This window comes from Promicromonospora sp. CA-289599 (genome assembly GCF_050936155.1).
Classification (GTDB): Bacteria; Actinomycetota; Actinomycetes; order Actinomycetales; family Cellulomonadaceae; genus Promicromonospora.
On the sequence record NZ_JBNJNI010000001.1, the window covers coordinates 1803132 to 1816927 of the forward strand.

Here is a 13796-nt window from a genome sequence, read left to right on the forward strand (position 1 = left end):
AGCTTTACCGCTAGCCCCAGACCGCACGACAAGGGAGTCCCCAGTGCTGAGCAGTACCCGACCCACACGGCGCGCCGCCGCGCGCACCCTTCAGGCGACCGCCGGTGCCGCCGTCGTCGCCCTCGCCCTCACCGCCTGTGGTGGGTCCAACGAAGGCTCCGACGGAGAGAACACCGCGGACGACGGCCCCATCACGCTGAAGGTCGCCACGTTCAACAACTTCGGCTACACGGACGAGGTGCTCGCCGAGTACACCGAGGAGCACCCGAACGTCAAGGTCGAGCACGTCACCGCTGCGACCAGCGACGACGCTCGCACCAACCTGACCACCAAGCTCGCCGCCGGTGGCGAGGGCCTGGCTGACATCGAGGCCATCGAGGTCGACTGGCTGCCGGAGCTCACGCAGTACCCGGACCTGTTCACCGACCTGGCCGACCCCGAGCTCGAGGGCCGCTGGGTGGACTGGAAGGTCCAGCAGGCGACGACGCCCGAGGGCAAGGTCATCGGCTACGGCACCGACATCGGCCCCGAGGCCATCTGCTACCGCTCCGACCTGTTCGAGGAGGCCGGCCTGCCGACCGACCGCGAAGAGGTCGCCGAGCTCCTCGGCGGCGAGGACGCCACGTGGGAGGACTACTTCGCCGCGGGCCGCGAGTTCGTGAAGGAGTCCGACGCCGCCTGGTACGACAGCGTCGGTGGCACCTTCCAGGGCATGGTCAACCAGCTCCCCGAGGCGTTCGAGGACGCTGCGACCGGTGAGCCCAAGCCCCTCGCGGACAACACCGAGGTCAAGGACCTCTACGACGAGATCACCGCCTCGGTCGAGGACGGCCTGTCGGCCGGCCTGGTGCAGTGGGAGGGTGACTGGGACGCCGGTTTCCAGAACGACGCGTTCGCCACGATGATCTGCCCGGCCTGGATGACCGGTCCGGTCGAGGAGCGCGCCGGTGGCGTCGAGGGCTGGGACGTCGCCAACGTCTTCCCCGGTGGCGGCGGCAACTGGGGCGGTTCGTTCCTGACCGTCCCCGCCTCGGGCGAGAACGCCGAGGCGGCGAAGGAGCTCGCCGCGTGGCTCACCGCGCCCGAGCAGCAGACCCGGTTCTTCGAGTCGGCGGGCACGTTCCCGTCGCAGGTCGAGGCGCAGGGGTCCGAGGCCGTCCAGAGCTTCACGAACCCGTTCTTCAACGACGCGCCGGTGGGCGAGATCTTCGCTGCCCGCGCCCAGAGCATCGACAGCGCCCCCTTCAAGGGCGCGAACTACTTCGCCATCCGTGACGAGGTCACCAACGCGCTCAACCGTGTCGACGTCACGAAGTCGCAGGACGCCGACGAGGCCTGGGACGAGGCCGTCGAGAAGGCTTCGGCCCTCGGCTGAACCCAGCCGTAAAACCTGACGTGTCAGACACACAGGTCACCCCGGTGACCTGTGTGTCTGACACGTCAGCACGTAAGTGACCAACCGACGATGACGCGGCGGAAGATGAGATGGCTGTTCTGACACCCCAACGACCGGCACCGGGCTCCGGTGCGCCACAGCGCGAGTCGCGCAGAATCGGCTTCTCCCAGCGGCTCGGCCGCTGGGACGTGAAGCTCTCCCCCTACCTGTACATCTCGCCGTTCTTCATCCTGTTCGCGGTGACCGGCCTCTTCCCGCTCGGGTACACCGCATTCGTCTCGGTGCACGAGTGGAGCCTGCTCGGCGGGCAGGGCGACTTCGTCGGCCTGGAGAACTTCACGTGGGTGCTGGCCCAGCCCACGTTCTGGAAAGCCCTGGTCAACACGCTCTCGATCTTCGTGTTCTCCTCGGTGCCGCAGGTGATCATCGCGATCATCATCGCGGCCCTGCTGGACCAGAACCTGCGGGCGGCGACGTTCTGGCGCATGGGTGTGCTGATCCCCTACGTGGTCGCGCCCGTCGCGGTCTCGATGATCTTCGGCCGTCTGTTCGCCGACCAGTACGGCCTGATCAACGCCATGATCTCCGCGGTCGGGCTCGATCCGATCGCCTGGCACGGCGACCGGATCGCCAGCCACGTCGCCATCGCCACGATGGTCAACTACCGCTGGATGGGCTACAACGCCCTGATCTTCCTCGCCGCGATGCAGGCGGTGCCGCGCGACCTCTACGAGGCAGCGGTGATCGACGGTGCCGGCCGCGTGCGCCAGTTCTTCTCCATCACGGTGCCGCAGATCCGCGCCACCATCATCTTCGTCGTCATCACGTCGACCATCGGCGGCCTGCAGATCTTCGACGAGGTCCGCCTCTTCGACTCCGCCGGGCTCGGTGGTCCGGACCAGAACTGGATGACCACCGTCGTGTACCTGTACGACCTCGCCTGGGGCGACCAGCGCAGCATGGGCAGGGCGTCCGCCGTCGCGTGGATGCTGTTCCTCCTGATCGTCCTGATCGGTCTCGTGAACTTCCTGGTCACGCGGCGGATCTCGTCGTCGGGCACAGCTGTCAAGAAGTCCAGGCGCAAGAGCACTACCGGGGGTAAGTCATGAGCTCCGTCGCTGTCACCGCCCAGACCGCTGGTGAGGGTGCCGCCAAGGCCGCCCTCCGCCGTCGGGCGCGAACGTCCATCGGCAGCACCAACCGCCGCGCCGGCTGGATCGTCTACGCGCTGCTCGGCATCACGCTGCTGATCTCGGCCTTCCCGCTGTACTTCACGCTGCTCCTCGGCTCGTCGGAGCCGATCGCGATCTCGCAGAACCCCGTGCCGCAGTGGCTGCCGGACTCCTCGCTGTTCACCCAGTTCCGGACGGTCATCGAGGCCACCCAGATCAACTTCTGGCTCGCGCTGACGAACTCGGTGATCATCGCGGTGGTCGTCTCTGCCGCCGTCGTGCTGTTCTCGACCCTCGCCGGGTTCTCGTTCGCGAAGCTGCGCTTCCGCGGCCGCGGGCCTCTGCTCGTGTTCGTCATCGCGACGATGGCGGTCCCGACCCAGCTCGGCGTGATCCCGATGTACATCCTCATGTCGGACCTGGACTGGATCGGCAAGCTGCAGGCGGTCATCGTTCCGTCGCTGGTCGCCGCGTTCGGCGTCTTCTGGATGACGCAGTACCTGTCCGAGGCGCTGCCGTACGAGCTGATCGAGGCGGCGCGCGTGGACGGCGCGTCGATGATCCGCACGTTCTGGAGCATCGCGCTGCCCGCCGCCCGCCCGGCCGCGGCGATGCTCGCGCTGTTCACGTTCGTCCAGCAGTGGACGAACTTCTTCTGGCCCTCGATCGTGCTCAGCTCGTCGAATCCGACGCTACCGCTCGTCGTGAAGTCCTTGCAGGCAAACTACTTCGTGGACTACTCGCTCGTCATGGGCGGAGTGTTCCTCGTGACGCTCCCCCTGCTGGTGATCTTCGCCTTCGTCGGCAAGCAGCTCGTCGCGGGCATCATGCAGGGAGCTGTGAAGGGATGACCCAGGGGATGACACTCAACGTCAAGACGACCGCGGAGGCACGGCGCGAGCCGGCCCCGGGGATCGCGCTGCCGTACACGCCCACCGCACCCCGGACGGCGCCGACCGCCAACACCACGGGCACTGTCGGCTTCCCGGACGGGTTCCTCTGGGGTGCGGCCACCGCCGCCTACCAGGTGGAGGGCGCCGCCCACGAGGACGGCCGCGAGGACTCCATCTGGGACGTCTTCGCCAAGGTCCCGGGCGCCGTGCTCGGTCAGGAGGACGGCGAGGTCGCCTGCGACCAGTACCACCGCTACCCCGCCGACGTCGCGCTCATGAAGGACCTCGGCATCAAGGCGTACCGGTTCTCGACCTCGTGGTCCCGCGTGGTCCCGGGCGGCCGTGCGGTCAACCCGGCGGGCCTGGCGTACTACGACCGGCTCGTCGACGAGCTGCTCGGCGCGGACATCCTGCCGTGGCTCACGCTGTACCACTGGGACCTGCCGCAGGCGATCGAGGCCGAGTCGAACGGCTGGGCGGGCCGCGACACCGCGTACCGGTTCCGCGACTACGCCGTCACCATGCACGAGGCGATCGGCGACCGCGTCGACGTGTGGACCACGCTCAACGAGCCGTGGTGCGCCGCGTTCCTCGGCTACACGGGCGGCCAGCACGCGCCGGGCCGCCAGTCCCGCGAGGACGGCCTCGCGGCCGCGCACCACCTCTCGCTGGCCCACGGCCTGGCCGTGGAGGCGCTGCGGGAGCGGGCGCCCGAGGCGAACCTCGGCATCACGCTCAACTTCGAGGTCGAGGACCCGGTGAACCCGGACGACCCCGCCGACGTCGACGCCGCACGCCGGCTCGACGGCGGGTTCACCCGCATCTTCGCGGACCCGATCCTGCGCGGCGCGTACCCCGAGGACGTCCTGGAGGACGTGCGCGCGTACGGCCTCGAGCGGCACATCCACGACGGCGACCTCGAGATCATCTCGACGCCCATCGACTCGCTCGGCGTGAACTACTACCACGGCAACGCCGTCTCGGCGACGCCCGCCGAGCGGCCGCTGGAGGGTGGCGCCCCGGTCACCCGCCCGTCGTCGTCCCCGTTCCCGGGTGGCGACGGCGCGTACACGCACCCGCGCGGCCTGCCCGTCACGGACCAGAACTGGGAGGTCCAGCCCGAGGGCCTGACCAGGCTCCTCCTGCGCCTGCAGCGGGACTACACGGGGCCGCGCGGTATCGCGCTGTACGTGACGGAGAACGGCAGCGCGTACGAGGACGTCGTCGGACCGGACGGGTTCGTGGACGACCAGGACCGGCTCGAGTTCATCGACGTGCACCTGCGTGCCATCAAGGACGCCATCGACGAGGGTGCCGACGTGCGCGGCTACTTCGGCTGGTCGCTGCTCGACAACTACGAGTGGGCGTGGGGCTACGGAAAGCGCTTCGGGCTCGTGCGCGTCGACTACGAGACGCAGGAGCGGACGGTGAAGGCGTCGGGCCGCTGGTACGGTCAGGTCGCGCGGACCAATGCCGTTCCGGAGCGTTCTGCATCGGTCCTGACGCGCCCCGGCCACTCTGGCGACGGCGACACCACCGGCGAGGACAAGGCGGTTCCCCAGGCGTGACGACCTCAGGCCCACCCACCCTGGATGACGTGGCACAGGCGGCCGGGGTCTCCCGGTCGACCGCGTCGCGCGCCATCAACGGTGGCCTGCGAGTCTCCCCCGAGGCGCAGGCGGCTGTCGACGACGCCGTCGCGCGCCTCGGGTACGCACCGAACCGCGCCGCCAGGTCGCTGGTGACCCGGCGGACCGACTCGATAGCCCTCGTGGTGCCCGAGCCGGACCAGCGCATCCTCACCGACCCGTTCCTCAGCGGCACCCTCGCGGGTGTCAGCGAGGGGCTGGCCGGGACCGATCTCCAGCTCGTGCTGCTGCTCGCCCGGCCGGGCGAGCAGCGCGGGCGGGTCGGCCGCTACCTGCGCAGCGGTCACGTGGACGGCGTCATCGTGGCGTCGCACCACCGTGGCGACCACCTCGAGACCGAGCTCGGGCCGACCATGCTGCCCGCCGTCTTCGTCGGTCGCCTCTTCGAGCCCGACCCGATGTTCTCGCGCGGCCTGCGTTACGTCGACGTCGACAACGTCACGGGCGGGCGCATCGCCACGCAGCGGATGATCGATCGCGGCCGCCGCCGCATCGGCACCATCACCGGACCGCTCGACATGCCGGCCGGGGTGGACCGGATGGTCGGGTGGCGGGACGCGCTGCGCGACGCCGGCCTGCCCGACGACGCAGTGGTCGAGGGCGACTTCACGGTCGCCGGGGCGGCCGTCGCGGCCGCCCGGCTCCTCGACGCGCACCCCGACCTGGACGGCATCTTCGCCGCGTCCGACCTGATGGCGGAGGCGACGCTGCGCGTGCTCGCCGACCGCGGCCGGTCGGTGCCCGGCGACGTCTCGGTCGTCGGGTTCGACGACCTCGGCATCGCCGAGACGACGTCGCCCCGCCTGACGACCGTGCACAACCCGGTGGTGCAGATGGTCGGCGCGGCGACGAGCATGCTGGTCGACCTGGTAGCGGGCCGCCCGGTCCGCGACGAGCGCCGCATCTTCGCCCCCCGCCTGATAGAGGGCGACTCCGCGTAACCGTTGAGTGCTGGGTTTTCGCCCTTCTGAGGTACGAGGAAGGGCGAAAACCCAGCACTCAACGAGGGTCAGGTGGTGCGCTGGTGGCCGTAGCGGTGCATCGTGCGGCTCAGCGCCTGCTCGCGGAGCATCGTGAGGAGCTCGCGGCGGCCGCTCGCCAGGACCGGGGCGTCCAGCACGGTCACCGTGCCCAGGCGGCTCGCCGCCGCGTCGCGCAGGCCGGGGGCCTCGCCCACCACACGGATCCGGCCGGTCACCACCCCGTCGGCGACGGCGTCCGCGAACGCCTCGTCCGTCATCTCCCGCTGCCCGACGACGGTCGTCCGCACGTCCGCCCTCGCGGCGGCGGCCAGCACGCGCTGCACCTCGACGTCCTGGGCGTCGGCGCCGATCCGCACGGTGATGCCGGGGACCGGCCGGTAACGGAACACGTTCGACTCGACGCCGAGCCCCGAGGGGTCGTGCGCGGGGGCAAACTCGGTCACCCAGGCACGGTCGTCGTCGGCGCGTGCCCAGGCGAGCCAGCCGGACGGGTCGGCAGTGCGCGAGGGCACGTCCGCCGCGTCCTCCCACCGGCCGAGCTGCGCGACGTAGTTGGGCCCACCGGCCTTGGCGCCCGGTCCCACGGAGGACGCCTTCCAGCCACCGAACGACTGGCGCTGCACCACCGCGCCGGTGATGTGCCGGTTCACGTACGCGTTGCCGACCTCCACCCGGTCGAGCCAGTGCGCCACCTCGGTGTCGTCGAGGGAGTGGATGCCTCCGGTGAGGCCGAACGATACGGCGTTCTGCAGCGCGATCGCCTCGTCGAGCGTGCGGGCGGTCATGATGCCCAGCACCGGGCCGAAGCACTCGGTGAGGTGGAAGAACGAGCCGGGGCGGACGCCGTCCCGCACGCCCGGGGTCCAGAGCCTGCCGCGGCCCAGGCCCGCCTCGCGGGCCACCGCGTCCAGCCGGCGCGGCCGGACGAGCCAGGTCTCGCCGGTCTCCAGCGTGGTCAGGGCGTGCAGGAGCTTGCCCTGCGCCGGTTCGGTGAGCGGCCCCATCACGGTCGCCAGGTCGGTCGCGGGGCCGACGGCGAGCGAGGACACGGCGTCGACGAGCTGCCGCCGGAACCGCTCGCCGGTCGCGCTGCGCGGGTCGCCCACCGAGCCGACGAGGATCACCAGCGACGCGGCGGAGCACTTCTGCCCCGCGTGCCCGAAGGCCGAGCGCACGACGTCCGCGACGGCCAGGTCCAGGTCCGCCGACGGCGTCACGACCAGCGCGTTCTTGCCGGACGTCTCGGCGAGCACCGGCAGCTCGGGCCGCCAGGACGCGAACATCTCGGCGGTCTCGATGGCGCCCGTCAGGATCACGCGGGACACGCCGTCGTGCGTCACGAGCCTGCGGCCGAGGTCGCCGTCGGGCACGCGGACGAACTGCGCGACCGAACGCGCCAGTGCCGAGTCCAGCCCGATCGCCGGGGCGACCTCGTCGAGCGCGGCGTGCACCGCCTCGACGGCGATCTCCAGGCAGCGCGGCGTCGGCGGCGCGGGCTTCGCGATCACCGCGGTCCCGGCCGCGAGGCCCGCGAGCACGCCGCCGATCGGGATCGCGACGGGGAAGTTCCACGGCGGGGTGACCAGGGTGACGCCGTCCGGGGTGAAGCGGGCACCCGGCCAGGCCTCCGACGTCGGGTCGAGCGCCTCGGCCGCCTGCGCGTAGTACGCGGCGAAGTCCACGGCCTCGCTGACCTCGGGGTCTGCCTCGGCGACGGTCTTGCCGGCCTCGTGCACCATGGCGGCGACGAGGTCGGCACGGGCGGCCTCGATGTGCTTGGCCGCCGCGCGGAGCACGCGGCCCCGGTCGGTGGCGGACACCTTGGACCATGCGGCGCCGGCGCGGCGGGCGAGCGCCACGACGTCGTCCACCTGGGCGGACGTCGCCAGCGGCTCCGCGAGCGCCGGGACGTATCCGGAGAGCGGGCCCGTGACCTGCTGGGCCCACGCGCGGTGCTCGGCGACGGCGGGGTCGGTGTCGGCGGCGTTGCGGAACGGTCCCGTCAACGGCTGCGGCGCGGGGCGCGGACGGCGGCGCGGGGTGACGTCCTCGGGCGAGTAGTGCACGCCCAGCTCGACGGACGCGCGGAAGGCGGCCTCCTGCCGGCCCATGGGGGCCTCGGTGGACGAGGCCGTCGAAGCCGGGGCGAACGCCGCGTGCAGGAAGTTCTGCTCCGCCGCGTTCTCCTCCAGGCGCCGCACCAGGTACGAGATGGCGACGTCGAAGTCCTCGTCGCGCACCACGGGGGTGTAGAGCACCACGCGGCCGGCGTCCTTGGCGACCTCGTCGCGCACGGCCGCGGCCTCCGTCGGGGCCATGCCCTGCAGCATCTCGATGTCGAGCGCCTCGGAGACGCCGCGCGCCCGGCCGAGCAGGATCGCGAGCGCCACGTGGAACAGGTTGTGCGACGCCGCGCCGATGCGGACCGCGTGCGCGCGCTCAGGGCGCAGCGCGTGGTCGAGCATGCGGACGTAGTTGGCGTCGACGCCGGGCTTGGACGTGTAGGGCGCCTGGGGCCAGTCGTGCAGGGTGGCCTCGACGTGCTCCATCGCCAGGTTGGCGCCCTTGACGATGCGCACCTTGATGCGCGCGCCGCCGTCGGCGACCCGCTGGGTGGCGAACTCGGTGAGGCCGTCCAGGGCGCCCAGCCCGTCCGGGAGGTAGGCCTGGAGCACGATGCCGGCCTCCAGGTCGCGGAACTCGTCGCGGCCCAGGATCTCGGTGAACACCGCGGTGGTCAGGGCGAGGTCGCGGTACTCCTCCATGTCCAGGTTGAGGAACACACCGTGGTCGCGCGCGGCGCGGTACAGCGGCAGCAGCTGCTCGACGACGCGGTCGCGGGAACCCTCGAGGTCCCACGTGACGAGCTGCGCGGCGACGCTGGAGACCTTGACCGACACGTAGTCGACGTCCGGACGCTCCACGAGCGCGATGGTGCGGGCGAGCCGGCCTGCGGCCTCCTCGGCGCCGAGCACCGCCTCGCCGAGCAGGTTCACGTTGAGGGTGTAGCCCTCGGCCCGGGTGCGGGCGAGGTGGGCGGTGAGCCCGGCACCGGCGTCCGCCACGAGGTGACCCACGAGCTGGCGGAGGCGGGCGCGGGCCGCAGGGACCACGATGCCCGGGAACGCCGGGGCGGCCAGGGCGCCTGCCCGGAACAGGGCGCGGTCGGCGGGGCTGAGGAAGGTGGCGCTGCCGGCCTGCTTGCCGAGCCTGGCCAGAGCCTTCGCGGCGACGTGGGTGTCCTGCGGGCGGGCGACGTCGTCGACGAAGCCGACGGCGAGCTCGAGGCCGGCGGGGTCGGACACGAGTGCGCCGAGGGCGGCGGACGCGCGGGCCACGGCTCGGTCGGTCTTGGAGCCGGTTGCCTTGGAGCCGGTCTTGGAGCCGACAGTCTCCGAACCGGCGTCCGTGCCGGTGGCGGTGCCGATCCAGGTCCTGGCGAGGGCTACGGCGTCCTCGACGAGGGTGTCGGCGGCGGGCTGCACGGTCGGCTCGGTCGGAGCCTGAGGCGTGGCGCTGTCCGGTGCGCCCGCGCCCCCGGTCGGGACTGTGGCGGAAGCGGCGCGGTCGCGCCGGGCGGAGGTCTTCATTCCTCCAGAGTGCACCCGAAACTGCTCACATGTATTGGCGAGATCACTCGCTGTCCGCACTGGTTTTCGCCAACCGCGCGGCCCTGTGCCGCGTAGCATCGGAACCCCATGCGCAACCCGTCGAACAGCACGGCTCGGCCTGAGACGAGTGCCCTGCTGGCAGCACTGAACCCCGCGATGGTCTCGCTCATGGACGAGCTGTCCGGGGTCATGTTCTGCGCCAAGGACGCCGACGGGCGCTACGTGCTCGTGAACCAGGTCTTCGTGGGTCGCACGCGCGAGCGGTCCCGCCGGGATGTGATCGGCAAGCGCGCGGCCGACCTGTTCGTGCCCGAGCTCGCCGAACGCTACGAGAACCAGGACGCCCACGTCCGCACCACCGACAAGCCGCTGCGGGGTGAGCTCGAGCTGATCCGGCACGTCGGCGGGGCGCCGGGCTGGTTCCTCACCTCGAAGCTGCCCCTGCACGACGAGTCCGGTGCGTACGTGGGGCTGGTCTCCGTGTCGCAGGACCTGCGCTCCGGGGACGCCGACGACGCGACCATCCAGGCCATGGCCCGGCTGCGCGCCGACATCGAGAACCTGCTCGAGCACGGCGAGGTGCCCTCGGTGACCGATCTCGCCGTGCTCGCCGGGTGCAGCTCCGCGTCCCTGGACCGCCGGGTCCGGCGGGTCTTCGGGCTCTCCCCGCGCCAGCTCGTGCTGCGGCTGCGGGTCGACCGCGCGGCCCACCTGCTCACCACGAGCACCGTGCCGCTGGCCGACGTCGCGACCGCCGCGGGCTTCTACGACCAGCCGTCGTTCACGCGCACGTTCGCGCGCCTGACCGGCGAGACGCCGTCGTCGTTCCGGAGCCGGTCGAAGCGCGGCTAGGTAGTCCGCTGAATTTCCGGGTTACACAGTCGTTGCCGGAAAATTACCGGATGCATCCACCACCGTCGCGCACCGCGGCCCATCGAAGCGATACGGTGATGCCGAGGCGCAAACCCCGCGCCGCGCAACCCGCGCCCCGCTCCCAAGGCGGTAGGCGCCGTTCTCCCCGGAGGACCCACGTGACGACGACAACGACGTCCACACCCGCATCACCACCCAGCTTCGCGCCGTCAGGATCGCCCGCCGAGGGTTCCGCGCTCGCCACCGCGCACGCGCAGCTCGCCACGGCGGCCGAGATCCTCGGTTACGACGAGGGCCTGCACCGGATGCTCGCGACGCCGCGCCGTGAGATCCACGTCGCGGTGCCGCTCCGTCGTGACACGGGCGAGACCGTCCTCTTCCACGGCTTCCGCGTGCAGCACAACGTGAGCCTCGGCCCGGGCAAGGGCGGCCTGCGCTACCACCCCTCCGTCGACGTCGACGAGGTGCGTGCGCTGGCCATGTGGATGACCTGGAAGTGTGCGGTGGTCAACCTGCCGTACGGCGGCGCCAAGGGCGGCGTCGCCATCGACCCCCGCGGCTACTCGCAGGCCGAGCTCGAGCGCGTGACCCGGCGGTACACGTCGGAGATCATGCCGATGATCGGCCCGGACACCGACATCATGGCCCCGGACATGGGCACCGACGCCCAGACCATGGCCTGGGTGATGGACACCTACTCGGTCAACCGCGGGTACACCATCCCCGCGGTCGTGACCGGCAAGCCCCTCGCGGTCGGCGGTTCGCTGGGCCGCGGCACCGCTACGTCGGCCGGCATCGTGCACGTCACGTCAGCAGCGCTCGCCGAGGCCGGCATGGCCCTGAGCGACGTGTCCGTCGCCATCCAGGGCTTCGGCAAGGTCGGCTCGCACGCCGCGGAGATCTTCGCGGCGCGCGGCGCGCGCGTCGTCGCGGTCAGCGACCAGTACGGCGGCATCCGGGCCGACGGCGGGCTCGACGTGCCCCGGCTCATGGAGCACGTGCAGCGCACGGGCTCGGTGGTGGACTTCGCCGACGCGGACCGGGTCTCCAACACGGAGCTCCTCGCGCTCGACGTCGACGTCCTGGTCCCGGCCGCGATCGAGGGCGTGCTCGACGAGAGCACGGCAGGCAGCGTCAAGGCCCGCTGGGTCGTCGAGGGCGCCAACGGCCCCACGACGGCGGCCGGCGACGCGCTGCTCGCCAAGAACGACGTGACGGTGGTCCCGGACGTCCTGGCCAACGCCGGCGGTGTGGTCGTGTCGTACTTCGAGTGGGTCCAGGCGAACCAGACGTACTGGTGGACCGAGCAGGAGATCGCGGACAAGCTGGAGCACCGCATGGTGACCGCGTACGCGGAGGTCTCGGCGCTGGCTCAGCGTGAGCGCCTGTCGCTGCGGGACGCGGCGCTCATCATCGGCGTCAAGCGGGTCGCGGAGGCCCACCAGATCCGGGGTCTCTACCCCTGATCACGGCTTTGTCGGATCCCCAGGACGCTCCGGTGCCCTGGGGATCTGGCCTGTTCGCGGCTGGTTGCCTGCGCCGCTCCGGTGAGTTACCTGGAACTCCGCTCGCCTACCCTCAGGCCATGGACGAACTCGTAGCGCGCCTGCGCGCAGCCGGCTGTGTCTTCGCCGAGGACGAGGCCCGGATCATCACCGAGGCCGCCGACGGCGACGCCGCCCGCCTCGAGGAGCTCGCCGCCGCGCGCGTCGACGGGCTCCCGTTGGAGCACCTGGTGGGCTGGGCCGAGCTCGACGGCCGCCGCTGGCTCGTAGTGCCCGGCGTGTTCGTGCCGCGGCAGCGCTCCGAGCTGCTGGTCCGGGAGGCGGCCGTACGCGCCGCCGACGCCGGTTCCGGCCCGGTGCTGCTGGTCGACCTGTGCTGCGGCTGCGGGGCACTCGGCGGCGCCGTCGCGGCCCGCCTGCTCACGGCGGGACACGACGTCGAGATCCACGCCGCCGACGTCGACCCCGCTGCCGTGACCTGCGCCCACGAGAATCTCAAGGCGCTGTGCGACGACGACGCCGCCGCTCGCGGCGCCGGCGCACTCACCACGCACACCTACGCGGGCGATCTCGCCGACCCGCTCCCGATCGAGGTGTGGGGCCACGTCGACGTCCTCGTCGCGAACGCGCCGTACGTGCCGACCACGGCGATCAGCATGATGCCGCCGGAGGCCCGTGAGCACGAGCCGCACGCCGCGCTCGACGGCGGCGACGACGGCCTGGTCATCCTCCGCCGTGTGATCGACCTGGCCCCGAGGCTCCTGCGCCCGGGCGGGCACCTGCTGATCGAGACGAGCGAGGGTCAGGTGAGCTCCGCCGTCGAACACCTGGAGGCCGCCGGGCTGACCGCGACGGTCCTGTCCGACGACGACCTGGGCGCCACGGCCCTTGCCGCCACCCTGCCGCGCGCCGAGCCCGTCGAGACCTCGTAACAGGTCTCGACAGGCTCGACCAGCGTCCAGCTCAGCTCAGGGGCTGGCGCGCGGCCCAGTCCTCCAGCGACGTGCGCGGGCCCGTGAAGAACGGGATCTCCTCGCGCACGTGACGGCGGGCCTCGGTCGCCCGCAGGTCGCGCATCAGGTCGACTATGCGGTGCAGCGCGTCGGCCTCGAAGGCGAGGATCCACTCGTAGTCACCGAGCGCGAACGCGGACACCGTGTTGGCCCGGACGTCCTTGTAGCCGGCGGCCGCCATGCCGTGGTCGCGCAGCATGGTGCGGCGCTCGGCCTCGGGCAGGAGGTACCAGTCGTAGGAGCGCACGAACGGGTAGACGCAGATGTAGTCGCGAGGCGCCTCGCCCGCGAGGAACGCCGGCACGTGCCCGCGGTTGAACTCGGCCGGGCGGTGCAGCGCGGCGACCGACCACACGGGCTCCAGCGAACGGCCCAGCTCGGACGCGCGCAGCCGCTGGTAGGCGCCCTGCACGGACTCGATCGACGGGCCGTGGGTCCAGAGCAGGAGGTCGGCGTCGGACCGCAGGCCGCCGATGTCGTACCAGCCACGGGTCACGAGGTCGCCGGTGGTCGCGGCCGGGTCGCTGCCCCCGCCGACGGCGGCCTCGGCGTCGGCCACCACCGCCTTGCGCTCGGCCTCGTCCGCCGGAAGCGTCTCCGTCACGGAGAAGACCGAGAACATCGTGTACCGGATGCCCTCGTTGATGGCCGCCGTGTCGATCTCGTGACCGGTGTCCCCGTGCACGTGTGCGTCGTTCATG

The 13796-nt window shown here is 71.8% G+C and carries 10 protein-coding genes; 8 read left to right on the top strand and 2 right to left on the bottom strand.

Annotated elements, in window-relative coordinates; translation table 11 throughout:
• Positions 1-43: 43 nt before the first annotated feature.
• The 5 genes from ACQEVI_RS07885 to ACQEVI_RS07905 all read left to right on the top strand — a co-directional run bounded on the left by ACQEVI_RS07885 (position 44) and on the right by ACQEVI_RS07905 (position 6051).
• On the top strand, positions 44-1375 hold the full coding sequence (locus ACQEVI_RS07885) for an ABC transporter substrate-binding protein (RefSeq protein WP_432896549.1): 1332 nt from the start codon (positions 44-46) through the stop codon (positions 1373-1375).
• Between the two features lie 110 nt (positions 1376-1485).
• Entirely contained in the window at positions 1486-2505 is a 1020-nt protein-coding gene (locus tag ACQEVI_RS07890) for a carbohydrate ABC transporter permease (protein ID WP_432896552.1), read from the top strand.
• Complete coding sequence (locus tag ACQEVI_RS07895) at positions 2502-3419, top strand: carbohydrate ABC transporter permease (RefSeq protein ID WP_432896555.1); 918 nt, start codon at positions 2502-2504, stop codon at positions 3417-3419. Before ACQEVI_RS07890 ends, ACQEVI_RS07895 begins: the two co-directional genes overlap by 4 nt.
• An 8-nt stretch (positions 3420-3427) precedes the next feature.
• Positions 3428-5029, top strand: coding sequence for a GH1 family beta-glucosidase (locus tag ACQEVI_RS07900; RefSeq protein ID WP_432896558.1), 1602 nt, complete (start codon positions 3428-3430; stop codon positions 5027-5029).
• Positions 5030-5058: 29 nt separating this feature from the next.
• Positions 5059-6051, top strand: a complete 993-nt coding sequence (locus tag ACQEVI_RS07905; protein ID WP_419705575.1) for a LacI family DNA-binding transcriptional regulator — start codon at positions 5059-5061, stop codon at positions 6049-6051.
• Between the two features lie 68 nt (positions 6052-6119).
• On the opposite strand, the gene ACQEVI_RS07910 is transcribed toward ACQEVI_RS07905, so the two are convergent.
• Positions 6120-9683, bottom strand: coding sequence for a proline dehydrogenase family protein (locus ACQEVI_RS07910; protein WP_432896561.1), 3564 nt, complete (start codon positions 9681-9683; stop codon positions 6120-6122).
• Between the two features lie 108 nt (positions 9684-9791).
• On the opposite strand from ACQEVI_RS07910, the gene ACQEVI_RS07915 reads away from it, so the two are divergent.
• The 3 genes from ACQEVI_RS07915 to ACQEVI_RS07925 all read left to right on the top strand — a co-directional run bounded on the left by ACQEVI_RS07915 (position 9792) and on the right by ACQEVI_RS07925 (position 13014).
• Positions 9792-10556, top strand: coding sequence for a helix-turn-helix domain-containing protein (locus ACQEVI_RS07915; protein ID WP_432896564.1), 765 nt, complete (start codon positions 9792-9794; stop codon positions 10554-10556).
• 179 nt (positions 10557-10735) lie between these two features.
• Complete coding sequence (locus ACQEVI_RS07920; protein ID WP_432896567.1) at positions 10736-12043, top strand: Glu/Leu/Phe/Val family dehydrogenase; 1308 nt, start codon at positions 10736-10738, stop codon at positions 12041-12043.
• Between the two features lie 119 nt (positions 12044-12162).
• Positions 12163-13014, top strand: coding sequence for a putative protein N(5)-glutamine methyltransferase (locus ACQEVI_RS07925; protein ID WP_432896569.1), 852 nt, complete (start codon positions 12163-12165; stop codon positions 13012-13014).
• Positions 13015-13045: 31 nt separating this feature from the next.
• On the opposite strand, the gene hemQ is transcribed toward ACQEVI_RS07925, so the two are convergent.
• Positions 13046-13795 carry a hydrogen peroxide-dependent heme synthase gene (gene hemQ, locus ACQEVI_RS07930; protein WP_432896572.1) on the bottom strand — a complete coding sequence of 250 codons (750 nt, stop codon included), beginning with the start codon at positions 13793-13795 and terminating at the stop codon, positions 13046-13048.
• Between the last annotated feature and the right edge of the window lies 1 nt (position 13796).